This is a genomic window from Micromonospora sp. B9E7 (assembly GCF_039871815.1).
Lineage (GTDB): Bacteria > Actinomycetota > Actinomycetes > Mycobacteriales > Micromonosporaceae > Micromonospora.
On the sequence record NZ_JBDPLX010000002.1, the window covers coordinates 337,968 to 360,636 of the forward strand.

Here is a 22,669-nt window from a genome sequence, read left to right on the forward strand (position 1 = left end):
TGCGGCCCGCGGGGGTTCCGGTACCGCGAGCCGGGCGGCAGGCAGACCCGTTTCGTGCACACGCTCAACGGCTCGGCGCTGGCCACCAGCCGGCTCTTCCCGGCCATCCTTGAGCAGCACCAGCAGGCCGACGTTCCCCGCCCGCACCCCGGCTGTTGATCTTAAAGTTATTGCCCCTCGCCTCGGGGCGTCACGGCGACAACTTCATGGTCAACGGGGTTGGGCGGGGGGCGGTGGAGGCGCTTGACGAGGATTGCGGTCAGGATCAGGGTGGCCAGCACGGCCAGCAACAGCGCCGGGCCGATGCGGTCGAGGGTGTCGGCCAGGGTGTGCTGCAGTTTCGACGCTGCCTGGATCACCGGGTCGTGCAGGGCGTCGCGGCGGCCGGCGGCCAGCCGTAACTCGTACCAGCCGTACCAGGCGACGTAGCCACCGGCGAGCAGCAGCATCAGACCGCTGAGGCGGGGCACCAGCGCGCCGGCCACACGCAGCCGCGCCACCAGGCCGTCGCGCACCAGCGCCACCCCGAGCGCGGCGACCGCGACCACCAGACCCATCCCGAGCGCGTACGCACCGAACAGTGCCAGCCCTCGTCCGGTCGAGTCGGCCTGGAGGCTGGTCACCACGATCGCCAGGAACGGCGCGATGGCGCAGCCCAGCGACGCCAACGCGTACGCCGCGCCGAACAGGGCCATCGACGGCCAGGACCGGGTCAGCCGGGGCGCCCGGGCCGACCAGCCGGGGCTGGGCAGTCGCCTGCCGGCGAGCAGCCAACAACCGGCCACCACCAGCAGCACGCCGAGCGTCACGGTCAGCCACGGCAGTCGGGGCCGCAGCCAGCCGGCCAGCGGCGCGAGCGCCAGGCCGAACGCGCCGAAGACCAACACGTACCCCAGGGTCAGCCCGGCCGCCGCGGTGAGCGCGCGGCCGACCGCGCCGCGGGTGTCCGACGCCCCGGCGACCAACAGCGAGAGGTACGCGGGCAGCAACGCGAAGCCGCACGGGTTGACCGCGCCGAGCATGCCGGCGGTCAGCGCGAGCAGCAGCGCGGCGGTCACGCCCCGGCCAGGGCGGCGACGCGGGCGCTGAGCGCCTCACCGTCCAGGAATCCCTGGTGGACCACCTTGCCGGTCCGGTCGATGATGACGAAGATGCTCTGCTCGGTCACCTTGAACCGCTTCCAGAGCGTGCCCTTGCGGTCGTCGACCTGGGTCGTCCCGGTCAGGTCGAACTCGGTGACGAACTCCTTCATGGCCCGCTGTTCGCCCAGTCCGGCGACGCCGACGATCGGCACGGTGTCCCGGTACTTCGGCGCGATCTCGGCCACCGTCCACGCCTGACTGGCGCAGGTGGCGCACCACGGCGCCCAGAACCACAGCACCACCGGCCTGCCGGCGAGCTGCGCCGCGTCGAACGCGGCACCGGTGAGGGTGGTCCCGGTGAAGCGCAGGACGTCCGGGACCTGGGCCGGGGCTGCGGGCGGCGCTGCGGGCGGCACGCTGGTCGCCGCGCCCGTCGGTGCACCGGTCAGGGTCGGGGCCGGCCCGGCCGCGGGCCCGCCCGGCGCGGTGCCGGTGCAGGCCGCAGCGCCGAACAGGACCACGACGAGCGCCCCGGCGGTGGCGGCGAGGCGCAGGTGCCCGACCACTGCTGCCCCAGCCATGCCCATCCGCATCCCGATCTCCATTCTCGTTAGGAAGGGACCCTTCCTATACCTGAGGCGTTAAGAAGGGGCCCTTCCTTACTCCGCCTTGGCGAGGCGCAGCGCCAGCTCCGGGCACACCTTGACCGCCTTCAGCGCGCCCTCCCGCAGCCAGGTCGGCACGGGGGTGGGCGGGAAGGCCGGGTATCCGTTCGCGTCCAGCCGGATGAAATCCGGTACGACATGCGCGCAGAGGCCGTGCCCGTCGCAGCGCGACCAGTCCAGGGTGAGCTTCTGCGGGTTCGCGTCCGGCGCGCCCGGCAGCCCCATCACGCCCTTGACCCGTCGGCCGCAGCCGTCGCCGGTGCTGTGCAACCGCAGGTCGTCGGCGAAGACCTCGATCGCGGAGAGCGCGAACCGGGCGGTGCCGTCCGGGTGGCTGCACGCGCCCCGGCCCTTCACCTCGCCGGCGGCGGCCCGCACCACGTCCGCCGGTTGGCTGCCGGCCACGGCCAGGTCCACCGCGCGGGCCAGGTCCGGCAGGCCCATCTTGCACGGTCCGCACTGGCCGGCGGACTCCCCAGCGAGATAGCGCACCACCTGCGCGGCCTCACCGAGGGGGCAGGTGTCGACACCGACCGGGACGATGATGCCCGCGCCGAGGGTGCCGCCGACCGCGGCCAGACCCTTGCGGGACACCTCGGCCTTCTCCGCCGCCTCCGGGGTGATCCACTTGCCGTGGTAGCCGCCCATCAGGATGCCCTGCACGTCCGGGACCTCGCACAGGTCGAGCACGTCGCGCAGCGGCATGCCCGCGGTGCACTCCACGACGGCCGGCCGACCCGCCGCGCCGGTGACGGTGAGCAGCACGGTGCCGGGCTCGTCGTCGGTGCCGAGCGCCGCGTACTCGTACGGGCCGAGTCTCGCGCCGACCGCGAGCTGGGCGTACGTCTCGGCGTTGGACAACAGGGTGGGCAGACCGCTGACCCCGGAGTCGCTGGAGCGCTTCTTGGTGCCGGGCGGGATGTGCGGCAGGCCGTTGATCCCGTTGACAAGTGCGCCGCCCTCACCGGAGATGAACCGGTGCGGCACGGTGACGATCGTCGTCAACACCGGCATCCGGCGCTCTTCGAGGGCCTCCATCAGCGAGTCCCGGCCGACCCCGTCGTCGGCCACCCCGATGACGATCTCGTCGGCGTCCAACGCGTACGCGGCCAGGGCCGCGCCGTCCAGGATCAGGTGCGGTGCGCGGGTCAGCAGCACCTTGTCCTTCCAACTGGCCGGCTCGCCCTCGGTGGCGTTGACCACCACGACGGCGGCGAGGTCCTGCCGTTCGCAGGACTCCAGCACGGCGCGCAGCTTGCGAGCGAACGGGAAACCCGCCCCGCCCTTGCCCTTGAGCTGCATGCCCTCGGCGAGCCGGAGCAGCTGCGCCGGCTCCATCGGCCCGATCGGTCCGTGCACCTCCTCGTGCGCGGCCAGGTCGAGCCGGCCGTACTCGGCGAAGCCGGCGGTGAGCCGCGGCTCACCCACGCAGGCGACCGGTGGCACAGCCGTCCGCATCACTTCGCCTCACCCCGCAGCCCAGCCCAGTACGCCCCGTCCACCGCGTCGGCGCTGGCCTTGCGGCGCTTGGCGGAGCGGCCCTCACCGGCGGCCCGCTTGGCGCGCCGCGAGGCCAGGTCGACAAGGGTCGGGGTGTCGTCGACGGGCGGCACCTCGTCCGGCACGTACCGGGCCGGCGGGCGCCAGTAGTCCGGCTCCTCCGGCAGGTCGTCCTCCGCGCTGTGCCGGCCGCTGCCGCTGCGCGGCGTCGCCGAGATCGGGCTGCTGGAGATCGGTTCGGCGGAGACCGGGCCGGCGGAGATCGGCTCGTCGGCCTGCCACCGGCGCGGGCTGTCCCACGGCTCCTCGGGCTCGGCCGTCGGCAGCGGCGGGGCCGAGTACCGGCTCTCCTCGTCCTCGCGGCGGGACCGGCGGCTGGTCCGCTCGGCGGCCGGCTCCTCGGCGCGTCGCCGGCGGGTCGGAGCCTCCTCGTCCCGGGTACGCGAGCCACGCCGCCGGGCCACCGGCTCCACCTCCTCCTCGTCGCGCCGGCGACTGCCGGTCTCCTCGACGCTGCGGCGGGCCGACCGGCGGGTGGTGGACTCCGCCTCGTCGCGCCGGCCGCGGGACGACCGTTCGGTGTCGCGGCGGGCAGCCGGCTCCTCTTCGCGTCGACGTCGGCTGGGCCGGGCCGGCTCCACGAGGGAGCCCGGCTCGGGCACCACCGGGACGGTGAAGCGTTCGGGGTCCCGCCGCGCGGCCGGCGCGGCCCACGTGGCGGTGGTGGTGTCCGCCCAGGCGGGGCGCTTCTCCGCGGCGGAGCTGCTGCGTCGACCCAACCCGCCCAACAGCGTCCGGGCGGTCTTCGCGTCGTTGGCCCGACCGGCCATCACCGCGTTGCGCACCGCCGCCTGGTGCTGTTCGCGGCTGCGCCGACCGATGGTGACCGAGAGCCGCACCAGCAGGGCCAGCACCACCAGCAGGAGGCAACCGAGGTAGCTGAACATCACCCAGGGCGCTGCGGCCCGGCCGGCGTTGAGCCCGTGCAGGATGGCGAAGGGCCAGGCCAGGTACGCGGTCGAGTGCAGGGCGCGCCACAGCCACCTCGGGCCGACGTCGGCGAACCGGGCCCGGATGATTCCGGTCCAGATCACGCTGACCATGAGCAGGGCGGCCACCGTGCCGAGTCCGACGTAGAGCCCTCGGCCGCCGACGAACGGCACCACCGCGTCGGTCGCCGCCGCCCGGCCCGTGGCGATCTTGGTGAGGACGTGGAATCCGAGCCCGGCCACGCCCAGCACGCCGGTGGCACGGTGCGCCGACTGCATCAGCACGCGGTGCGGGATGCGCAGCACCAGCCGGTCGGTGGCGAGCAGACCGAGCATCACGGTGAGGCTCAACGCCACCAGGGAGATCACCCCGGCGAAGAACTCGGTGAAGAAGAAGCCGTACGCGTACGCCTTCTGTCCGACGCCGGTCAGCATGATCGCCGCCCAGAGCGCGGCAAGCGCCGACGCGATCAGCATGCCGGCCGCCGACCGCGAGGGGGTTCGCACCCCCCGACTGCTGGCGCTGGTCCGGACCTTGGCCGCCTTCTTGTCCTGCTGTGCCCGGGCCATCTGCTCCTCGATCGTCTCGCGGCGGCGCACCACCGGCCGACCCCTGCTCCCCCATCCAGTACGGACTGACGGGGCGCGCGGATCACCGGTCACCAAAAATTTCTGGGCTGGGATCGAACCGAGTTGCGCCGCGATGCGTTGTGCCCTCTCCCAGACCCGAAATGCAGCGATGAATATCCATGCGTTGACAGTGCTTGCAACACGCTTGTAATCTTTCGGCAAATTTCGGCAGGGGTTGCAAGATTCGAGCAGCCCGACGGTGACCCGCCGCACCACCTCCGCCACCCCCGCTCCCGTCAGGAGTCCCGATGCATCGACGTCGACGCGGCTCGGCGATCCTCGCCCTCGGCCTGATCGCCAGCCTGCTCGTCCCCGCCACCGTGCCGGCGAGCCCGGCCCTCGCCGCCCCACCCGGCACCAGGAAGGTCATCGTCCAGCTCTTCGAGTGGAACTGGCCCTCGGTGGCCGCCGAGTGCCAGAGCACCCTCGGCCCGAAGGGCTACGGCTACGTCCAGGTCTCGCCCCCACAGGAACATGTACGGGGCAACCAGTGGTGGCTGGCGTACCAGCCGGTCAGCTACCGGATCGAGTCCCGCAAGGGCACTCGCGCCCAGTTCCAGTCCATGGTGAACACCTGCCACGCGGCCGGGGTCAAGGTGCTCGTCGACGCGGTGATCAACCACATGTCCGGCCAGGCCAACGGGGGCACCGGCTGGGCCGGATCGTCCTACTCGCACTACGACTACCCGGGCATCTACCAGACCCAGGACTTCCACCACTGCGGCCGCAACGGCGGCGACGACATCGTCAACTACAACGACCGGTACGAGGTGCAGAACTGCGAACTGGTGAACCTCTCGGACCTGAAGACCGAGTCGGACTACGTCCGGACCAGGATCGCCACGTACCTCAACGACCTGCTCTCCCTCGGCGTGGACGGCTTCCGCCTGGACGCCAGCAAGCACATGCCGGCCGCCGACATCGCCGCGATCAAGGGCAAGCTGTCCCGCTCGGCGTACCTCGTGCAGGAGGTCATCCACGGCGCCGGCGAGCCGATCCAGCCGACCGAGTACACCGGCAACGGTGACGTGCACGAGTTCCGCTACGGCAAGGACCTGGCCCGGGTGTTCCGCTCGGAGCGGCTGGCGTACCTGCGCAACTTCGGCGAGGGCTGGGGGCACCTGCCCAGCGGTCCGGCCTCGGTCTTCGTGGACAACCACGACACCCAGCGCGACAGCGGCGGGGTGCTCACCTACCGCGACCGGGGGATCTACGCGCTGGCGAACGCGTTCATGCTGGCCTGGCCGTACGGCTCGCCGACCGTGATGTCCAGCTACACCTTCAGCAGCCGGGACGCCGGCCCGCCCTCGGACGGCAACAACAAGACGCTCGACACCACCTGCTACTCCGGCTGGGAGTGCGAGCACCGCTGGCCGGTGATCGCCAACATGGTCGACTTCCGCAACGCCACCGAGGGCGCTGGCATGGCCAACTGGTACGACAACGGCAACAACCACATCGCGTTCAGCCGCAGCGGCAAGGGCTACCTCACCGTCAACGACGAGGACTCCGCGGTCAACGGCCGCTCCTACTACACAGGGCTGCCCGCCGGCCGGTACTGCGATGTCATCCACGGCACCTACACGGGCGGCACGTGCACCGGGCCGGTGATCACGGTGGACGGGAACGGCTGGTTCGCCGCCAACGTGCCCGCACACGACGCGGTAGCCATCCACATCGGCGCCCGAGTCTGACCCCTGCAAGGAAGGGCCCCTTGTTATCACTTTTTGTATAACAGGGGGCCCTTCCTAGCAGCTCAGGTCCGATACAGTGGATTCGTGCCTTTCGACCGAATGTCCCCGTATCGCCGGCGTGGCGTCTGGGTGACCGCCGCCATCGCCGTACCCGTGCTGCTGGTGGCCGCGTTGCTGGTCGGCCAGGCCCTCACTCCGAACCCGACGGCCCCCGAACGGGTCATCGCGGCAGCCGACCCGACGCCGAGCAGTGTCGAGCAGAACGCGGACGAGTCGATTCCCCCGGCCGCGCCCGCCCCGGCGGGGTTGCCGGTGGTCGACTACGACCCCGCCCCCGGCGGGTTCCCCGCCGACCCGGCCACCATGGACACCACGCCGCTGACCGAGGGCGCGCACCCGACGAAGCGGATCGCCGCGTACGACGCGCCCGGTGGTCGCCCGCGAGCCTTCCTCGAGCCGACGATCCGGGGCGTGGAGCTGACCATGCCGATCGCCGACCGGCACGCCGGCTGGACGGCGGTCCTGCTGCCCTCGGCCAATCGGCGGCTCGCCTGGCTGCCCCCCGGCGGGTTCGACACCGTGCCGTTGCGCGACCAGATCGTGGTGGAACGCAAGGTCCACCGACTCACCTGGTACCGGGCCGGCAAGGCGGTGCGCTCCTGGGAGGTCAGCCTCGGCCAGTCGGGGCAGGACACTCCGCTCGGGCGGACCTTCATCCTGGGCCGCACCCCACCGCCGGAGTCGGTCTACGGCGGGGTGGACATCTACGCGCTCGGGTCGGTGCCCGACGACCCGGAGTCGGTGCCGGCCGGGCTGCGCGGCGCGCACATCGGCGTGCACACCTGGCACAACGACGACGAGTTGGGCGAGAACACCACCAACGGCTGCATCCGGCTCACCCGCTCCGGTCAACGGGAGTTGCTCGCCGAGGTCCGCCCCGGCAGCAGCCTGGTGGTGGTCGACCAGTTGCCCACCCCACCGCCGACCGCCTGAGCGCCGGGGGCCCCTCGTTCAGTCGCCGAGCAGCCAACCGTTCTGCTCGGCGACCCGGATGGCGTCGGCCCGGTTACGCGCGCCGGTCTTGCCGATCGCCGCCGAGAGGTGGTTGCGTACCGTCCCCTCGGAGAGGTGCAGCGCCCCGGCCAGGTCGGCGACCGTGCCACCGCCACGGGCCGTACGCAGCACCTCGGTCTCCCGCTCGGTCAGCGGACTCACACCGGTGGCCAGGGTCTCCGCCGCCAGCGTCGGGTCGACGACCCGCAGGCCGGCATGCACACGGCGGACCGCGTCGGCGAGCTGTCGGGCCGGGGTGTCCTTGACCACGAAGCCGCTCGCGCCGGCCTCCATCGCCCGGCGCAGGTAGCCGGGCCGGCCGAAGGTCGTCACCACCAGCACCCGGCAGGTCGGCAACGCGGCCCGCAACGCGGTGGTGGCCGCGATCCCGTCCAGGCCGGGCATCTCCACGTCCAGCAGGGCCACGTCGGGGGCGCTGCGCAGCGCCTCGGGCACCACCTCGTCGCCCCGGCCGACCTCGGCCACCACGGTCAGGTCCGGCTCCAACGACAGCAGCGCGGCCAGCGCGCCCCGGACCAGCGCCTGGTCGTCGGCGAGCAGCAACCGGATCGGCGGAGACTCGCCGCTCACCGCGCCTCCCCCGGCGCGTGTACCCGCAGCAGGAAACCGTCGCCGCCCGGTCGGCGGCCGACGGTCACCACCGCGTCCAAACGCTCCGCCCGCTCCCGCAGGCCGACGAGGCCGGAGCCGCTGGCGTCGGGAGTGGACGGCCCACGCCCGTCGTCACTCACCTCGACCCGGTCCGGGTGCACCCGGACCGTGCAGCACCGCGCCCCGCTGTGCCGGACCACGTTCGTCACCCCTTCGCGTACCGCCCAACCGAACAACCGGTCCCACTCCTGCGGCAGGTCCGGCACCTCGGCCGGCAGATCCGCCGCGATGCCCGCCGCGGCCAGCGCGGAGCGGGCGCCGGCCAACTCCGTGGCGAGGGTGACCTCGCGGTACGCCCCAGCCGTCTGCCGTACGTCGGCGAGCGCCGCCCGGGCCAGCGCTTCCACCTCGGCGATCTCGACGGCGGCCCGGTCGGTGTCCACCTCGATCAGCCGGCCGGCCAGCTCGGCCTTGATCGCCACCACGGTCAGCGAGTGCCCGAGGATGTCGTGCAGGTCCCGCGCCGCGCGGGCCCGTTCCTCGGCTACCGCGAGCCGGGCGATCTCCTGCTGGGCGGCCCGCAGCTCGCTGTTGCGTTGGGCCAACCGGGAAACCCCGAACATGGCGAACGAGGCGAGCAGCACCGCGAAGACGATGCCGCTCTCCGCCTCCCAACCCGCCACCAGCCAGGAGGCCAACGCGGGGGTCACGGCGCAGACCACCACGGTCGCCAACGCCTCCCACGACGGCAGCAGGAACACCGCTGCCGCCGCCACGTAGACCAGGGTGGCCAGCCAGTCCCCGCCGGTCCCCGGGATGCTCGCCAGGCCCACCACCAGCAGCAGCACCAGCCCGGCCCGCGCGCGACCGGCCGGGATCGGCCGCAGGGACTGGCGCAGCCCACGCGCCCACTGGAACAGCAGCACGTAGCCGACGCCGAAGGCGACCAGCGCAGTCACTCCGAGGATCCGCCGCCACAGCTCCGGCTGGTGCAGCGCGGTGGCGAGTGGCACGTTGAGGAAGAACAGCCACACGGCGGCCAGCAGCCAGCCGGTGAACCGCCAGTGGCGGCTCACCGGCCGGGGCTGCACGGTCGCGAGGTCCATCGGGTTCACGCTAGCCGTCACGGTGGTCAGACCCGCGCGGTGTCCCGGCGGAACAACCGAGCCGCACCGACGCCGAAGACCAGCGCCCAGACCACGAGGTTGGCCACGGCCGCCATGCTCACCCCGTCGCCGGTCAGTGGAGCGCGGGCCAGCACCCCCACGCCGTACACCGGGGTGAACGTGGCGACGTGCTGGAGCACCTCCGGCAGCACCTCGACCGGCACGAACAGCCCGCCGAACATGGCCAGCACGGCCAGGATCGGGCCGATGAACTGCATGACGTTCTCGGCCGGCGCCAGGTAGCCGACGAACAGGCCGAACGCGGCGAAGACCAGCGAGCCGATCCAGGCGGCGAGCCCGGACAGCAGCCAGACGTACGCCGGAACCCGGACGCCGGCCGCCGCGCCCACCAGGAACTCGACGACGACCGCGAGCAGGCCGAGGGCCATCGCGGTAGCCAGCTTGGTGGCCACGTACGCGCTCGGGCGCAGTGGGGTGAGCCGCAACTGACGGCTCCAGCCCAGTGCCCGCTCGGTGGCCACCGCGCCGCCGGCGCTGGTGGTCGCCACCATGGCCGCGTACACGGCCAGGCTGATCATGACGTACGCCGTGACCGGACGCCCGTTGTCCAGGTTCTGCCCGCCCTGCGGCAGGCCGAAGATGAGGAAGAAGACGCCCGGCATGATCAGCGTGAAGGCGAGGGTCCGGCGGTTACGCAGCACCCGGCGCAACTCGATGCGCAGGACGCCCGGGGAGAACCCGCCCAGGGCGGGCAGCCGGCGGTCCGGCTGGTCGGTGCGGGGCGGGGTGGCCGACAGGGTGGTCATCTCAGGCTCCGGTCTGCGCGGTGGTCAGGGTGAGGAAGGCGTCCTCGAGGTTGCGGGAGGTGATCTCCACGTCCCGGGCGGTGGTCCGGGTGAGCAGGTGCCGGGCGATGGCGTCCGAGTCGCTGGTGCGGACCAGCACGCTGTCCCCGCGTACCTCCACGGTGTCCACCCCGGGCAGCGCGGCGAGCGCGGCCTGGTCGGCGCCGGGCAGGGTGGCTCGCACGGTGCGACCGGCGGCCAGGTTCTTGATCTCCGCGGTGGTGCCGTCGGCGACGACGCGCCCCTGCCGGACCAGCACGATCCGGTCGGCGTACGCGTCCGCCTCGTCCAGGTAGTGGGTGGCGAAGATGACGGTACGTCCGGCCCGGGCGTCCCGGCGCAGTGCCTGCCAGAAGTCCCGGCGGCCCTCGACGTCCATACCGGTGGTCGGCTCGTCGAGGACCATCAGGTCCGGGTCGGGCAGCAGGGCCAACGCGAAGCGCAGTCGCTGCTGCTGGCCGCCGGAGCAGCGCCCCACCACCCGCCCGGCGATGTCGGCGATGCCGGCCCGCTCCAGCACCTCGGCCACCGGGCGGGTGTGTCGGTAGAAGTGGGCGGTCATCTCGACCGTCTCGCCCACGGTGAGGTCCTTGAGCAACCCGCCGGTCTGCAGGACGGCGGCGACCCGGCCCCGGGCCACCGCCTCGTCCGGGGTGCCACCGAGGATGCGGACGGTCCCCGCGTCCGGGCGGGCCAGCCCGAGCAGCATGTCGATGGTGGTGGTCTTGCCCGCGCCGTTCGGGCCGAGGAAGGCCACCACCTCGCCGGGCTGCACCCGCAGGCTCAACCCGTCGACAGCGGTGACCGCGCCGAAGGACTTGGTGAGGCCGTCCAACTCGACAGCCGGATGCGTACTGGTCATGTCAGTCATGCTCCGGCGGCGCGTACCCCGATGCCTGGAGCGGCCGTCACGTCCCGGCCGTGACATTTGTCAGGGGCCGCGCTCCCCCGCACATGCCCGCCCCGCCGGAGTGGACACGCCGGTACAGGCATTCCAGGCGCGGCAGCGGGTAACCGCCGGCCCGGACGCCGCGACACCGGGAGGACGCCATGGGTGCCACGCCGCAGGGCCAGGTCGACACGGTCGTGCTGATCCACGGGCTCTGGATGACCCCGCGCAGCTGGGAGGGGTGGGTCGAGCGGTACACCGCGCGCGGCATGCACGTCATCGCCCCCGCCTGGCCCGGGATGGACCGGTCCGTGGAGCAGTTGCGTGACGATCCCGGCCCGATCGCCGAGCAGAGCATGGCCACGATCGTCGCCCACTACGACAGAATCATCCGGGCTCTGCCCCGACCGCCGATCATCATGGGGCACTCGTTCGGCGGTCTGTTCGCGCAGGTCCTCGCCGACCGGGGTCTCGGCGCGGCGGTGGTGGGGGTGCATCCCGCAGCGGTGAAGGGTGTGCTCAAGGTGCCGCTGAGTCAGCTGCGCTCCGGCTTCCCGATCCTGCGCAGCCCCGCCAACCGGAGCAGGGCCGTCCCGTTCTCCCCGGACGACTTCGCCTACACGTTCGGCAACGCCATGAGCCGCGAGGACTCCGACCGGGCCTGGCAGCGCTACGCCGTCCCCGGCGCCGGCCGGGTGTTCTTCGAGGGCGCGTTCGCCAACCTCGACCCCCGCTCACCCGCCCGGGTCGACGTCGGCCGCGACAACCGTGCCCCGCTGCTGCTGATGGCCGGCGACATCGACCACGTCGTGCCGGCGTCGGTGGTCCGCGCCAACGCCGGGCTCTACCAGAAGTCCCGGGCCCTCACCGCGTACCAGGAGTTTCCCGGCCGCACACACTTCACCGTGGGGCAGGACGGCTGGGAGGGGATCGCCGACTACGCGCTGGACTGGGCGCTGCGCGCGGCAGCCCTACCCCGCGAGGCGACCATCGCCAGCGAAACCCCCCGCCGCTGAACGCCCATCGCCGAGTCGCTCATCGCCGTCTCGTCATCCGCCGCGAGCAGGCACCGTCGTGGTCGGCCCGCAGGAGGCAGCGCTGCCCCTCGGGCAGAGTCCGGTCGCAGAAGACCCAGTGGCGTACGTTCTGGTCGTCCTCGGCCGAGACGGTGGTGCCCACAGGGTCGAGCTGCGGCAGGACGTGTGCCCAGTGCGCGACCACGCGGGCGAGCCGCTGTGCGCTCAGCAGGTCACCGGCGACCACGGGTAGATGGATTACCCAGCGTTCGCTCATCAGCCCTGGCTCCGCTCGTTGCGGGCGCGCGCCTGCGCCGACTGCCACTGGCGCAGCGCGTCCTTGACCCGCTCGGTCTCCCGGCGGCTCTGGGCCAGCGCGTCGTAGACGATCGCCAGATCACCGGCGACCTGATCGAGGAATTCCCGCACCTCACGGGGCTCGACGCCGCGTCGACCGAGCGGGGTCGGGCGAAACTGCTTCTCGCGCACCTGCCATGGCCGCAACGGGTGGTAGGCCGCCGAGCGGTAGCTGGTCGGCCCGTGGACCGACCGCTGCCGACGCCGGGCATGCCGGAAGAAGACGCGCATGACGACCTGCCTCTCACCGTGGAGATTGACCTGTGAACGGTGGGCCCGCCGGCCCGCCGCGCACCGGCGGACCCACCCCGGCACCTGCCACCGCAGCTTTCATCAGCGGTACGAGAGCAGGGCATCCATGGCCACTGAGCTGCACGAACTCCACAGTGGCCGCAGAGGCAGTGAAACAGCACTGAGGCGTAATTGCAACATCGCAATCGATTCGCCTCACAGGCAACATGGCTTGGCGAATGCACCGGCTGTAGCGTGTCTATTGCTTATGAGACACTGGGCCGCTTCAATTGGTCGAGCGACTGTCTACGGATCGCAATCGACGGAGGTAAGGCCGTGTCACAGTCAGTAACCGGCTCGACCATGCTGCGCCGGCAGATCGGGCGCAAGCTGGAGGGTTTACGCAAGGCAGCCGGGCTGACGATGGAGCAGGCCGCCGAGCACCTGGACCGGGCACGGGCGACCATGCACCGGATCGAGAACGGCGCCGAACACGTCCGCTTCCGACAGGCTGATGTACGGCAGATGCTCGACCTCTACGGCGCGTCCGCCGAGGACTCCGAGCTGCTGCTCGCCATGACGGCAGCCACCCGGGAGAACAAGAACTGGTGGCACGACTACATCGGCTCCGGCCTACCGCGCTGGTTCCAGCTCTACATCGGGCTCGAAGACTCAGCAGCCACCATTCGGCAGTACCAAGCTGAACTGGTCCCCGGTCTTTTTCAGACTCGCGCCTACGCCGAGCAAGTGTTCAAGCTGCCGACCAGCGCGATCGACGCCAGCGACAAGGAGGAGCAGCAGCGCGCCATCCAGCTTCGGGTCGAACGACAGACCCTGCTCACTCGGTTCTCAGCCCCGAAACTCAGCGTGATAATCAACGAGGGCGTGCTGCGCCGGCCGGTTGGCAGTGCCACGCTCATGGCTGAGCAACTTCACCAGATCCTGAAGGCCATGGAACTACCGAACGTAATCGTCCGCGTGCTGACTTTTTCTGCCGGTCTGCATGCCGGGATGACGGCCGGGGCCTTCTCGGTCCTTGAGTTCCCCCGAGACAACCGTGACAAGGAGGTGGAGCCACCGGTGGCGTACTTGGAGGCGGCTACCGGCGCGATCTATCTCGACAAGCCGCACGAGATAGCCGTTTACAACACGATCTGGGCCGACATGACCGTCCGAGCCCTCAACGAGTCCCGTTCCAAGAGCCTGATCCATGAAGTCGCAGAGGAGTTCTCCCGTGCCTGACCTGACCAATGCCGCTTGGCGCAAGTCGAGCCGAAGCAACAGCGGCGGCGAGTGCGTCGAGGTCGCCGACAACCTGCCCGGCGTCGTCGGGCTTCGCGACAGCAAGGACCGGACCGGCCCGGTGTTGACATTCGGCCCGACCGCCTGGTCGACCTTCGTCGAAGCCGCGAAGGCTGGCGATATCCGTCCATGACGACGGGCATGCGCAGCCTCCCCTGGCGCGGAGGTTGCGCATGCCGCCCCCGATCGAGGGCTCGACGGTGCTCACTTCGATGGCAACAATCAGACCATGGGACTCAGCGGTCAACGCGACGGCGAGCGACGCAGGAAACGGGCGAAGGATGCCCAAGCTGTGCAGATCCAGCTCGAAAATCGCTGGCCGCCGGGTGGGACGTGCGGCATCGTGACCACCGGCGGTCGGACCTTCCATCGAGATGACGAATGTCCTGGCTACCTTCAGGGCGTCCGCCAGGCACAGAAGAAGGGTCGCACCATCAACAAGGTGGAGCGCGTGAGCGCGGCATCCGCTCGTGAGCGGGGCAAAGCTGCATGCCGCCGCTGCTGGCCGCGCGGTTGACTCCGATAGCTCACAGATCTCCGCCCGATCGGTCGACTTCTCAACTGAACCTGCCCTGCCGACACGAGGCAGACGCCAGGATGGATGGTCCGGCCATGGGTCGCACACACGAGTTCAGGCCGGGCTTAGCCCCAGCGCAGGGAGATGTCGAGGATCTCCAGATCGGGCGGCGCGGCTGGGGTGACCCGTTTGGGGTCACGGGTGACCAGGTAGCAGCGGTTCAGGACGGCGGTCGCCACGGCGTGGGCGACGTCCAGAGGCACGTCGAACCGTGCTGCGATCCGGGCCACCCGCCGGCTGGTCGGCGCGTCGTACACCGCGACCTTGATGTCCCGCTCCTCGCTGAGAAGCAGGTCGAGCAGGTGTACCGCTGGCGTGCCAGCCACCTCCAGCTGAGCCTGACCCAGGCAAAGTGCCGGAATCCACACCTCCTGCTCCGGGTCCTCCTCGGCGAGGGTCAGGATCGCCCCCGGCTCGATGCTCGTGCCGGAGGCATAGGCGAGGAGGACGGACGTGTCCAGGACAAGACCGTTCACGCGGCAGCCGACCCGTCCTGGTCGAACTGGCGCAGCCACTCGGCGTTACGGGCGTGCTGTTCGTCGGTGATCGGCGCTCGTGCGGCGAGGTGCGAACGGGTCCGCTCGATATCCTCGTCGGTCACCACGTAGCCGAGTTGCGCCCATCGGGCACGAAGGCTGTCGGCGCGCATCTTCCGGCGCAGGATCCCGGTGATGAAGCCCGACGTGTTGCCCTGCGTGCGCTCCACGTACGCGGCCACGTCGTCGGGCAGGCTGATGGTGATGCGGCGAGTCATACTCTGAGCCTACCCGCTGCATACTCAGGCAGGGAGGATGACAGTTCTCGTGTCCGGCTCAGCCGCGTTTGGCATGTGCGGGCCCGCCTGGGGTATCCCGGTGGGATGAGGGCCAGTTTCCGGCTAGGCCGGGTCGCGGGGGTGCCGGTCGGCGTCAACTGGAGCGTGCTGGTCATCTTCGCGTTGATCGCGTGGGGGTTGGCCGCCAACCAGTTCCCCCGCTCGTACCCCGATCGCTCGCCCGTGGCGTACACCCTCGCCGGCCTGGCCGCGGCGGTGGTCTTCTTCGTCGGTCTGCTCGCCCACGAGGTGTCGCACGCGGTGGTGGCCAAGCGCAACGGGCTGACTGTCGACGGCATCACGCTGTGGCTGTTCGGCGGCGTCGCCGAGTTGCGGGGCGAGCCGCGTGACCCGGGCGCGGAGTTGCGGATCGCCGGCGTGGGCCCGCTGGTCAGCCTCCTGATCGGAGCGTTCTTCGGTGCCGTGGCCGCGCTGCTCGCGCTGGCCGGGCAGGGTGGGCTGCTGCTCGGGGCGGTGGCGTGGCTGGCCGGCATCAACGTGCTGCTGGCCGTCTTCAACGTGCTGCCGGCCGCGCCCCTGGACGGCGGTCGGTTGCTTCGTGCCGCGGTCTGGAAGGCCACCGGTGACCGGACCCGGGCGTCAGTGGTCGCCGCCCGGGCCGGCTGGGTGCTGGGTGTGCTGCTGATCGGCCTCGGGTTGTGGCAGTTCCTGTCCGGGGTCGGCTTCGGTGGGCTCTGGCTGGCCCTGATCGGCTGGTTCCTGATCGGCGCGGCCGGGGCGGAGGAACGGCAGGCCCGCACCGGGAGCGCGCTGCGCGGGATACGGGTGGGCGACGTGATGACGCCGCAGCCGCAGACCGTCTCGGCGGAGGTGACGGTCGCGGACTTCGTCGACCACTACCTGTTCGCGTACCGGCATTCGGCGTTGCCGCTGACCGAGGACGGCCGACCGACCGGTCTGGTCACCGTCGACCGGGTACGCGGCGTACCGCCCGACCGGCGGGCGTCGACCACCCTCGCGGAGGTGGCCTGCCGAGCCGACCAGTTGGTGCTGGCCCAGCCCGGTGAGCAGCTCAACGACCTGCTCCCCCGGCTCAGCGAGTGCGCCGACGGCCGCGCCCTGGTGGTAGGGGACGACGGCCGCCTGACCGGGATCGTCTCCCCCAGCGACATCGCCCGCGCGGTCCAACGCAACACCCTCGCCAGCTCCCGCTGATCATGAGGTTAGCGGGCGCGACACGCCGGTATCGATGCCGCTAACCTCATGATCAACCGGCGCGGGGGGAGGTCAGCGGGGGAAGTAGCGGTTCAGCTGGTCGGTGTGGAACTTGGCCTTCGGGTCCAGGTCGGTCAGCAGGGTGCTGAAGTCGGCGTAGTGCGGGTAGCGGGCGGCCAGCTCCGCCGGGTCGGTGACGAAGACCTTGCCCCAGTGCGGGCGGGGCGCGAACGGCGCCAGGCGCTCCTCCACCGCGGCCACCACCGGCAGTACGGCGGCGGTGTCGTCGATCCAGGTGAAGTGCACGACGAAGCTGTCCCGCCGGTGGTTCGGGCTGAGCCACAACTCGTCGGCCGCCACCGTACGCAGCTCGCACACCAGCAGCACCGGGGCGATCAGGTGCGCCACGTCGTCCAGGGCGGCGAGCGCGTCGGCCGCCGCCGTACGCGGCACGTGGTACTCGGACTGCAACTCGTCACCGCTGCTCGGGGTGAAGCCGAGCTTGAAGTGCGGCAGCCGCTCGTGCCACGGGCCCGGCTCGCCGAGCTGCGGGGTGCAGTTCTCCGGCGACATCCCGAGCACCGGGTGCCGCGGCTGGACGGCGGCGGTGGTGCCGAGCCAGTCCGCCGAGGGCGGCGGTTGGTCGGCTGCCTGCTTGCGCCACACCTCGCGCAGTCGGGGCGTACGCCAGTCGGTGAAGACGCTCACGCTGTACGCCGAGCCGAGCGCCTCGTCCAACGCCTCCCGGCCGAGGTCGAGCCGCACGTACTGGCGCAGCTCGAAGGCCGGCACCACGTCCAGGGTGACCCGGGTGACCAGGCCGAGCGCGCCGAGCCCGACCACCATGCCGGCGAACCTGTCGGTGTCGCGGTCGACTCGCAGCAGGTCGCCGTCGGCGGTGACCAACTCCAGGCCGGCGGCCGCGCTGGCCAGGTTGCCGTGGGTCTGACCGGAGCCGTGGGTGGCGGTGGCCACCGCGCCGGCGACCGAGATGTGCGGCAACGAGGCGAGGTTCGCCAACGCGTACCCCTGGGTGTGCAGCTGTCGGGCGAGGTCGCCGTAGCGCATCGCGCCGCTCACGGTGACCTGCCCGCGCTCGCGGTCCACCTCGACGGCCGTGGGCAGCCCGGCGAGGCTGACCAGGTCGCCGTCGGTGTCGCCGAAGCGGTTGAAGGAGTGCCCGCTGCCCACCGCGCGGAGCCGGGTGCTGCCGGCGACCAGTCGGCGCAGTTCGTCGGTGGAGGTCGGCCGGTGGAACGCCCGGGCGGCGTACCGCACGTTGCCGGCCCAGTTACGGCGCGGCACGTCGGTGGTCGACGCGGTGTTCGGTCCCTGCTCGATCATGTAGCGGTCTCCCGATCGGTGGACTGCTGGTCGGCCAACGCGGTGACGAGGGCGTCCAGAACCGTATCCGTCTGGTACGTGTTGTAACCACGCTGGGCTCTCGGCAGACCGGCTGCGGTGGCGCGTTCGATCTCGCCCCGGGCCGCCTGCCGGGCCGACGCGTCGCCGGACATCAGGGCGTCCTGGCCGCGTCGGATCAACCGGTCGACCCGGTCCATCTGGTAGCCGCGCAGGCCGATCGGGAGGTCCGGGGCGGCGAAGGCGGCGCGGCGCAGCGCGACCAGGTCGACGAAACGGTCTCCGGCATGGCGGGTGAGCGCGGCGGACACCTGCTCGGGCTGCTCGCGGACCTGGTCGAGGACGAGCAGCTCGATGGCGGGGCGGCCGTCGAGCGGGTGACGGGCGTTCACCAGCTCACGCGGCACACCCTGCACAGGCACCAGCAACAGTCGCGGCGGTGTCGGGTAACCGTCGCGGCGGGGCGGCTCGTCGAGGACCAGCGTGGCGACCTCGGCCCACCGGATCTCCCGGCGCAGGCCGGGCCGCCGGATGCTGAGCCCGTCCGCGTGGATCCCGAACCGGAACGGCCGTAGCGCGCTGACCAGCGCCAACGCGCCGAGCGCGATCACCCCTACCGCGATGATGGTCCGTAGCAGGTGGCCGTCGCTGGGATAGACCAACAGCAGCACCCCACCGAGTACGCACACCAGGGCGAGCGCACGGGCCCCCCGATTCCGGCGCAGTTCCACGCTCGGACCCCCGTTCATGACCGTGGCGTCGGTCCCGACATCTTCCGCCAGACCGGGCACCAGGGACACCGGTCGATCGGGCACGGTTGTTCTCGTCGTCGTCGGGGAACCCTACGCCCATGAGCAGCTACCGCGATCCGGCCGCACGAGGTGACGTCTTCCCCTCCGAGGAGGAGCTGGACCCGACCGGCATCGACATCGAGCAGGCCAGTGCGCCACCGGCCGGCGGGTTGCCGAGCCACCCGGCGCCCACGCCCGGTCCCCGCCCCACACCGGCACCCGCGCCGGCCCCGACGCCGGTGCCGGCGCCCGGGCCGCCGCCACGCGCTCCCGGCGCGCAGTCGATCGTGACCCGCCACCTGGACGGCTCGGTGGAGGTGGTCACCGACCTCGACGGTGACGGTGTGGCCGACGTCGTCCAGATCGACGTGGACGGCGACGGGATCCCCGACATCACCTATGTGGACAGTGATCGGGACGGGCGTCTGGACACCGTGCTGGGCGACCCGGACGCGGTCGGGACGGGCGCCCACCGCGCCTGATCGGAGGCGGGGTCGACTCAGAGCTTCGCCATCACCTCGCTGGCGACCAGCTCCAGGTGTTCCAGGTCGCCGAGGTCCAGCACCTGGAGGTAGAGCCGCTCGCTGCCGATCTCCGCGTACCGGCCGATGGTGTCCAGGACCTCGGCGGGGGTTCCGGCGAGACCGTTGGCCCGCAGCTCGTCCGGTTCACGGCCGATGGCGGCGGCCCGGCGGGCCACCTCGGCGTGGTCGCGCCCGCAGCAGAGCACCAGGGCGTTGGACCAGACCATCTCGGCCGGGTCCCGGCCGATCTCGACGCAGGCCGCGCGGACCCGGTCGAACTGCGCCGCCGTGTCCGGCACCGAGGCGAACGGCAGGTTGAACTCGTCCGCGTAGCGGGCGGCCAGCCGAGGGGTGCGCTTCGGGCCCGTCCCGCCGAGCAGGATCGGTGGACGCGGCTGCTGCACGGGCTTGGGCAGGGCGGGCGAGTCACGGACCGGGTAGTACCGGCCGTCGTGGTCGAACCGCTCCCCCGGCGGCGTGGACCAGAGCCCGGTGATGACGGCGAGCTGCTCCTCCAACCGGTCGAACCGTTCGGCCAACGGCGGGAACGGGATGCCGTACGCGGTGTGCTCCTCGGCGAACCAGCCGGTGCCGATGCCCAACTCCACCCGACCGCCGCTCATCTGGTCGACCTGCGCCACGGTGATCGCCAGCGGGCCGGGCAGCCGGAAGGTCGCGGCGGTCATCAGCGTGCCGAGCCGGATCCGGCTGGTGTCCCGGGCCAGCCCGGCCAGCGTGGTCCACGCGTCGGTGGGGCCGGGCTCGCTGGTCCCCTCGCCCATCCTGAGGTAGTGGTCGGACCGGAAGAACGCGCCGTAGCCAGCGTCCTCGGCGCAGCGGGCGACGGCGAGCAACTGGTCGTAGCTGGCGCCCTGCTGGGGCTCGGTGAAGATCCGAAGTTCCATGATCCGAGCATAGGGAGCCGATCGGCGGTGCCGCGTCGGGACGGCGATCGTCGTCGTATGCTTTGACAGTCATATGACCGAGGAGGCATATTAGGTTGGTGTCCACCGACGCCTTCACCGTCCTCGCCGAGCCCACCCGGCGCCGGATCCTCGATCAGCTCCGCGACGCCGAACGCAGCGTCGGCGAGCTGGTCGACGGGCTCGGGGTCAGCCAGCCGGCCGTCTCCAAACACCTGCGGGTGCTTCGCGACGCCGGCTTCGTCACCTGCCGGACGGCCGCCCGACAGCGGATCTACCGCCTCGACCCCGGCCCACTGCGGGACGTCGACGGTTGGCTGGACCCGTACCGACGGCTCTGGGCCCGACACCTGGACGCCCTGGAACGGCACCTCGACAGTCAGGAGCAGTGAATGGACCGCGACGCGTTCCGCCCGAGCCCACCCGCCGACGTACGCGCCGAGGCCGGCGCGACCCTGGTCTTCGTCCGCGACCTGCGGCATCCGCCAGCCACCGTCTGGGCGGCCTTGGCCGACCCGACCCAGCTCGCGCAGTGGGCGCCGTTCCTCGCCGACCGCGATCTCGGCAGTACCGGCACCGCCGTGCTCACCCTCGTCGACGGCGAGACCACCCAGGAGGACCCGGCGACGGTACGTCGGGCCGAGCCGCCGCACCTGCTGGAGTACACCTGGGGCGACGACCTGCTGCGCTGGGAGCTGAGCCCGCTGGGCAGCGGCACCCGGCTCACCCTGCGGCACACTCTCGCCGACGGGGGCATACTCCCGATGGTCGCGGCCGGCTGGCACATCTGCCTCGACGTGGCCGACCGGCTGCTCGACGGCGACCCGGTCGGCCCGATCCGTGGTGCGGAGGCCAAGGACTTCGGCTGGCCCGAACTGCGCGACGCCTACGCCGAACGGCTCGGTGCGGACTGACCGGTATCGCCCCGGCGGCCCCGGCACCCCGGAGCCGCCGGAACCCGGTCAGACGTACGGCCGCTTGGCGTACGCCTCGCGCAGCGCGGCCAACCCGGTCGCCTTCGGTGTCAGGGTGCCCCACCCGGAGTTGAAGTAGTTGGTCCGCACGATCCGTGGCCCACGCTCGGCGTTGAGCTGGGCGATCGCCGCCGGCACGGTGGCGATCCAGGCCGCCTGGTTGGGGATCTCGGCCACCCGCACCCCCCACTCCGCGATGATCACGGGCCGGGACAGCGCCACCGGTCCGAGGTCGGCCACCGCCCAGTCCTTGGTCCGGCGGAACCGGGCCAGCGCGGTGTGGCTGGCGTTGGTGCCGTACGCGTTCCACTGGAGGAAGTCGAGGCGGGCCATCAGCGACTCCGGGTGGGTGCGCTGGAAGCAGGCCCGGTCGAAGCCGCCCAGCCCCACCGAGAAGGTCGTCCCGGCAGGCAGCGTCCGCGCCTTGAACCAGGTGATGATGTAGTTGATCGCCTGCACCGCCCGGGCATCCGACTCGGCCCAGGTGTACGCCTTGCCGTCCTCGGTGGTGCCGAACTCGTGGTCGGTGTCCAACTCCGAGGCGAGCTGGATGTTCACCCCAAAGCCGAGCGTCCGGTACTGCGACAGGGCGCGGGCGAACAACCCGTCGCACTGCCCGTTGATCACCTGGCCGTACCCGTACGCCTTCGGCCAGGTCGTGCCGGGTCGCTGCTGGATGGTCATCGACGGCGCCGGGACGGTGTAGCTGACGCCGTCCACCGCGAAGCTCTGCGGCCCCTGGTTCGGGGCGCCGTAGTGCTTCAACTCCAGGACCATGTTCATCTGCACCCCGGCCTTACCCAGGTTGACCAGCCAGGGCCGGTTGTAGCCGGGGAAGACGTAGCCGTCGGCGAAGCTGCGGTACTGGGTGAGCGACCGGAAGTTGCCGCCGGCCATGTCGGCGGTCGGATCGGCGCCGCCGGAGAGGTAGTAGCCGCCGAGCACAGGTTGACCCAGGCTGTAGTCGGCCGTGGCCGTCGCGGTGTTGCCGCCCGCGTCGCGGACCTGGACGGTGACCCGGGGCATCACGCCACCGCCCGGTACACGGCCACCGAGCCGTTGTCGGACACCCGGGTCCAGGTACGCCCGGAGTTGTCGGTGACGGTCACGGTGAGCGGGTCGATGACCGCCGTGACCTTGACCGGCGCGCTGCTGTTGCCCTGCGCGTCGGTGACCACGATGGTGACGGTCAGCGGTTTGGTGTCGGCGTCTTTGTAGGTGACGGTCAGCAGCATCTGGTCACCCGGTGCGAAGACGGATGCGTTCAGGGCTGCGGTAACGGTGGGAGCGGCCATGTCGGGCCCTCTCTGGCTCGGTCGCCGGGCCTCGGCGCGCGGTCGAGCGACGCCGGACCCCGACGGGGTCCACAGTGCGAAAGGCCGGCGGGGCACGGGGACGGATGGCACGGCCGGTGGGCGGCGTCGCCTGACTGCCGGCGGTGCTGACGTCCTTGTCCCGGTGGGCGGAGGCACCACTGCGGGCGCCCGCAGTGGTGTCGGTGACAGCCGCGGCCTCTCGTACGCGTGACCGGTACGG

26 protein-coding genes are annotated in these 22,669 nt (G+C 71.7%); 9 read left to right on the forward strand and 17 right to left on the reverse strand.

Going from position 1 to position 22,669, the window contains the following annotated elements; all coding sequences use genetic code 11:
- Positions 1–167: 167 nt before the first annotated feature.
- From ABGB10_RS04245 to ABGB10_RS04260, 4 genes are all read right to left on the reverse strand, one after another.
- Positions 168–1,058 carry a cytochrome c biogenesis protein CcdA gene (locus ABGB10_RS04245; RefSeq protein ID WP_347659519.1) on the reverse strand — a complete coding sequence of 297 codons (891 nt, stop codon included), beginning with the start codon at positions 1,056–1,058 and terminating at the stop codon, positions 168–170.
- Complete coding sequence (locus ABGB10_RS04250; RefSeq protein WP_347659520.1) at positions 1,055–1,663, reverse strand: redoxin domain-containing protein; 609 nt, start codon at positions 1,661–1,663, stop codon at positions 1,055–1,057. The genes ABGB10_RS04245 and ABGB10_RS04250 overlap by 4 nt, the downstream gene beginning before the upstream one ends.
- A gap of 78 nt (positions 1,664–1,741) precedes the next feature.
- Positions 1,742–3,205: an NADH-ubiquinone oxidoreductase-F iron-sulfur binding region domain-containing protein gene (locus ABGB10_RS04255; RefSeq protein WP_347659521.1), complete on the reverse strand. Its 1,464-nt coding sequence runs from the start codon at positions 3,203–3,205 to the stop codon at positions 1,742–1,744.
- A complete protein-coding gene (locus ABGB10_RS04260; protein ID WP_347659522.1) occupies positions 3,205–4,839 on the reverse strand; it encodes a ferric reductase-like transmembrane domain-containing protein in 1,635 nt (544 codons plus the stop codon). Before ABGB10_RS04260 ends, ABGB10_RS04255 begins: the two co-directional genes overlap by 1 nt.
- Positions 4,840–5,114: 275 nt before the next feature.
- Here ABGB10_RS04260 and ABGB10_RS04265 point away from each other — a divergent pair, with 275 nt between their 5' ends.
- Positions 5,115–6,560 (forward strand): alpha-amylase family protein, encoded by a 1,446-nt coding sequence (locus tag ABGB10_RS04265; protein ID WP_347659523.1) that lies wholly within the window; start codon positions 5,115–5,117, stop codon positions 6,558–6,560.
- 84 nt (positions 6,561–6,644) lie between these two features.
- Complete coding sequence (locus ABGB10_RS04270; RefSeq protein ID WP_347659524.1) at positions 6,645–7,553, forward strand: L,D-transpeptidase; 909 nt, start codon at positions 6,645–6,647, stop codon at positions 7,551–7,553.
- An 18-nt stretch (positions 7,554–7,571) separates the two neighbouring features.
- Here the strand turns inward: ABGB10_RS04270 and ABGB10_RS04275 are convergent, their stop codons facing one another.
- Genes ABGB10_RS04275 through ABGB10_RS04290 form a run of 4 tightly spaced genes read right to left on the reverse strand, consistent with a single transcriptional unit; the run spans position 7,572 to position 11,059 of the window.
- Positions 7,572–8,204 carry a response regulator transcription factor gene (locus tag ABGB10_RS04275; protein ID WP_347659525.1) on the reverse strand — a complete coding sequence of 211 codons (633 nt, stop codon included), beginning with the start codon at positions 8,202–8,204 and terminating at the stop codon, positions 7,572–7,574.
- Positions 8,201–9,331 (reverse strand): histidine kinase, encoded by a 1,131-nt coding sequence (locus tag ABGB10_RS04280; RefSeq protein ID WP_347659526.1) that lies wholly within the window; start codon positions 9,329–9,331, stop codon positions 8,201–8,203. Before ABGB10_RS04280 ends, ABGB10_RS04275 begins: the two co-directional genes overlap by 4 nt.
- Positions 9,332–9,357: 26 nt before the next feature.
- Entirely contained in the window at positions 9,358–10,158 is an 801-nt protein-coding gene (locus ABGB10_RS04285; RefSeq protein WP_347659527.1) for an ABC transporter permease, read from the reverse strand.
- A gap of 1 nt (position 10,159) precedes the next feature.
- A complete protein-coding gene (locus ABGB10_RS04290; RefSeq protein WP_347659528.1) occupies positions 10,160–11,059 on the reverse strand; it encodes an ABC transporter ATP-binding protein in 900 nt (299 codons plus the stop codon).
- Between the two features lie 188 nt (positions 11,060–11,247).
- On the opposite strand from ABGB10_RS04290, the gene ABGB10_RS04295 reads away from it, so the two are divergent.
- Positions 11,248–12,102 carry an alpha/beta fold hydrolase gene (locus ABGB10_RS04295; protein WP_347659529.1) on the forward strand — a complete coding sequence of 285 codons (855 nt, stop codon included), beginning with the start codon at positions 11,248–11,250 and terminating at the stop codon, positions 12,100–12,102.
- 19 nt (positions 12,103–12,121) lie between these two features.
- On the opposite strand, the gene ABGB10_RS04300 is transcribed toward ABGB10_RS04295, so the two are convergent.
- Both ABGB10_RS04300 and ABGB10_RS04305 read right to left on the reverse strand, forming a co-directional pair.
- Entirely contained in the window at positions 12,122–12,379 is a 258-nt protein-coding gene (locus tag ABGB10_RS04300) for a hypothetical protein (RefSeq protein ID WP_347659530.1), read from the reverse strand.
- A complete protein-coding gene (locus ABGB10_RS04305) occupies positions 12,379–12,690 on the reverse strand; it encodes a DivIVA domain-containing protein (RefSeq protein WP_347659531.1) in 312 nt (103 codons plus the stop codon). Before ABGB10_RS04305 ends, ABGB10_RS04300 begins: the two co-directional genes overlap by 1 nt.
- Before the next feature lie 363 nt (positions 12,691–13,053).
- Between ABGB10_RS04305 and ABGB10_RS04310 the strand changes: the two genes are divergently transcribed.
- Complete coding sequence (locus ABGB10_RS04310; protein ID WP_347659702.1) at positions 13,054–13,932, forward strand: helix-turn-helix transcriptional regulator; 879 nt, start codon at positions 13,054–13,056, stop codon at positions 13,930–13,932.
- Positions 13,925–14,125 (forward strand): DUF397 domain-containing protein, encoded by a 201-nt coding sequence (locus ABGB10_RS04315; RefSeq protein ID WP_347659532.1) that lies wholly within the window; start codon positions 13,925–13,927, stop codon positions 14,123–14,125. The genes ABGB10_RS04310 and ABGB10_RS04315 overlap by 8 nt, the downstream gene beginning before the upstream one ends.
- Before the next feature lie 509 nt (positions 14,126–14,634).
- On the opposite strand, the gene ABGB10_RS04320 is transcribed toward ABGB10_RS04315, so the two are convergent.
- Together ABGB10_RS04320 and ABGB10_RS04325 are read right to left on the reverse strand one after the other, a co-directional pair.
- Positions 14,635–15,045: a PIN domain-containing protein gene (locus tag ABGB10_RS04320; RefSeq protein ID WP_347659533.1), complete on the reverse strand. Its 411-nt coding sequence runs from the start codon at positions 15,043–15,045 to the stop codon at positions 14,635–14,637.
- On the reverse strand, positions 15,042–15,323 hold the full coding sequence (locus ABGB10_RS04325; RefSeq protein ID WP_210783943.1) for a hypothetical protein: 282 nt from the start codon (positions 15,321–15,323) through the stop codon (positions 15,042–15,044). Before ABGB10_RS04325 ends, ABGB10_RS04320 begins: the two co-directional genes overlap by 4 nt.
- 105 nt (positions 15,324–15,428) lie before the next feature.
- Here ABGB10_RS04325 and ABGB10_RS04330 point away from each other — a divergent pair, with 105 nt between their 5' ends.
- Positions 15,429–16,559 carry a site-2 protease family protein gene (locus ABGB10_RS04330; RefSeq protein ID WP_347659534.1) on the forward strand — a complete coding sequence of 377 codons (1,131 nt, stop codon included), beginning with the start codon at positions 15,429–15,431 and terminating at the stop codon, positions 16,557–16,559.
- A 72-nt stretch (positions 16,560–16,631) separates the two neighbouring features.
- On the opposite strand, the gene ABGB10_RS04335 is transcribed toward ABGB10_RS04330, so the two are convergent.
- Together ABGB10_RS04335 and ABGB10_RS04340 are read right to left on the reverse strand one after the other, a co-directional pair.
- Positions 16,632–17,903 (reverse strand): FAD-binding protein, encoded by a 1,272-nt coding sequence (locus tag ABGB10_RS04335; RefSeq protein WP_347659535.1) that lies wholly within the window; start codon positions 17,901–17,903, stop codon positions 16,632–16,634.
- Complete coding sequence (locus ABGB10_RS04340; RefSeq protein WP_347659536.1) at positions 17,900–18,736, reverse strand: hypothetical protein; 837 nt, start codon at positions 18,734–18,736, stop codon at positions 17,900–17,902. Before ABGB10_RS04340 ends, ABGB10_RS04335 begins: the two co-directional genes overlap by 4 nt.
- 35 nt (positions 18,737–18,771) lie before the next feature.
- Here ABGB10_RS04340 and ABGB10_RS04345 point away from each other — a divergent pair, with 35 nt between their 5' ends.
- Positions 18,772–19,194 carry a hypothetical protein gene (locus ABGB10_RS04345; RefSeq protein ID WP_347659537.1) on the forward strand — a complete coding sequence of 141 codons (423 nt, stop codon included), beginning with the start codon at positions 18,772–18,774 and terminating at the stop codon, positions 19,192–19,194.
- 17 nt (positions 19,195–19,211) lie between these two features.
- On the opposite strand, the gene ABGB10_RS04350 is transcribed toward ABGB10_RS04345, so the two are convergent.
- Positions 19,212–20,141, reverse strand: coding sequence for an LLM class F420-dependent oxidoreductase (locus ABGB10_RS04350; RefSeq protein WP_347659538.1), 930 nt, complete (start codon positions 20,139–20,141; stop codon positions 19,212–19,214).
- 98 nt (positions 20,142–20,239) lie between these two features.
- Here ABGB10_RS04350 and ABGB10_RS04355 point away from each other — a divergent pair, with 98 nt between their 5' ends.
- Both ABGB10_RS04355 and ABGB10_RS04360 read left to right on the forward strand, forming a co-directional pair.
- Positions 20,240–20,551: a metalloregulator ArsR/SmtB family transcription factor gene (locus tag ABGB10_RS04355; RefSeq protein WP_112699184.1), complete on the forward strand. Its 312-nt coding sequence runs from the start codon at positions 20,240–20,242 to the stop codon at positions 20,549–20,551.
- On the forward strand, positions 20,552–21,073 hold the full coding sequence (locus ABGB10_RS04360; protein ID WP_347659539.1) for an SRPBCC family protein: 522 nt from the start codon (positions 20,552–20,554) through the stop codon (positions 21,071–21,073).
- A 48-nt stretch (positions 21,074–21,121) separates the two neighbouring features.
- Here the strand turns inward: ABGB10_RS04360 and ABGB10_RS04365 are convergent, their stop codons facing one another.
- Together ABGB10_RS04365 and ABGB10_RS04370 are read right to left on the reverse strand one after the other, a co-directional pair.
- Positions 21,122–22,159, reverse strand: coding sequence for a hypothetical protein (locus ABGB10_RS04365; protein ID WP_347659540.1), 1,038 nt, complete (start codon positions 22,157–22,159; stop codon positions 21,122–21,124).
- Positions 22,159–22,428: a hypothetical protein gene (locus tag ABGB10_RS04370; RefSeq protein ID WP_347659541.1), complete on the reverse strand. Its 270-nt coding sequence runs from the start codon at positions 22,426–22,428 to the stop codon at positions 22,159–22,161. Before ABGB10_RS04370 ends, ABGB10_RS04365 begins: the two co-directional genes overlap by 1 nt.
- Positions 22,429–22,669: the final 241 nt, after the last annotated feature.

Coding starts and splice junctions, on each gene's coding strand:
- ABGB10_RS04265 (WP_347659523.1), top strand. CDS start 5,115: ATGCATCGACGTCGACGCGGCTCGGCGATCCTCGCCCTCGGCCTGATC.
- ABGB10_RS04350 (WP_347659538.1), bottom strand. CDS start 20,141: ATGGAACTTCGGATCTTCACCGAGCCCCAGCAGGGCGCCAGCTACGAC.
- ABGB10_RS04295 (WP_347659529.1), top strand. CDS start 11,248: ATGGGTGCCACGCCGCAGGGCCAGGTCGACACGGTCGTGCTGATCCAC.
- ABGB10_RS04360 (WP_347659539.1), top strand. CDS start 20,552: ATGGACCGCGACGCGTTCCGCCCGAGCCCACCCGCCGACGTACGCGCC.
- ABGB10_RS04280 (WP_347659526.1), bottom strand. CDS start 9,331: ATGGACCTCGCGACCGTGCAGCCCCGGCCGGTGAGCCGCCACTGGCGG.
- ABGB10_RS04305 (WP_347659531.1), bottom strand. CDS start 12,690: ATGCGCGTCTTCTTCCGGCATGCCCGGCGTCGGCAGCGGTCGGTCCAC.
- ABGB10_RS04250 (WP_347659520.1), bottom strand. CDS start 1,663: ATGGCTGGGGCAGCAGTGGTCGGGCACCTGCGCCTCGCCGCCACCGCC.
- ABGB10_RS04300 (WP_347659530.1), bottom strand. CDS start 12,379: ATGAGCGAACGCTGGGTAATCCATCTACCCGTGGTCGCCGGTGACCTG.
- ABGB10_RS04255 (WP_347659521.1), bottom strand. CDS start 3,205: ATGCGGACGGCTGTGCCACCGGTCGCCTGCGTGGGTGAGCCGCGGCTC.
- ABGB10_RS04290 (WP_347659528.1), bottom strand. CDS start 11,059: ATGACCAGTACGCATCCGGCTGTCGAGTTGGACGGCCTCACCAAGTCC.
- ABGB10_RS04330 (WP_347659534.1), top strand. CDS start 15,429: ATGAGGGCCAGTTTCCGGCTAGGCCGGGTCGCGGGGGTGCCGGTCGGC.
- ABGB10_RS04335 (WP_347659535.1), bottom strand. CDS start 17,903: ATGATCGAGCAGGGACCGAACACCGCGTCGACCACCGACGTGCCGCGC.
- ABGB10_RS04285 (WP_347659527.1), bottom strand. CDS start 10,158: ATGACCACCCTGTCGGCCACCCCGCCCCGCACCGACCAGCCGGACCGC.
- ABGB10_RS04310 (WP_347659702.1), top strand. CDS start 13,054: ATGCTGCGCCGGCAGATCGGGCGCAAGCTGGAGGGTTTACGCAAGGCA.
- ABGB10_RS04365 (WP_347659540.1), bottom strand. CDS start 22,159: ATGCCCCGGGTCACCGTCCAGGTCCGCGACGCGGGCGGCAACACCGCG.
- ABGB10_RS04370 (WP_347659541.1), bottom strand. CDS start 22,428: ATGGCCGCTCCCACCGTTACCGCAGCCCTGAACGCATCCGTCTTCGCA.
- ABGB10_RS04345 (WP_347659537.1), top strand. CDS start 18,772: ATGAGCAGCTACCGCGATCCGGCCGCACGAGGTGACGTCTTCCCCTCC.
- ABGB10_RS04325 (WP_210783943.1), bottom strand. CDS start 15,323: ATGACTCGCCGCATCACCATCAGCCTGCCCGACGACGTGGCCGCGTAC.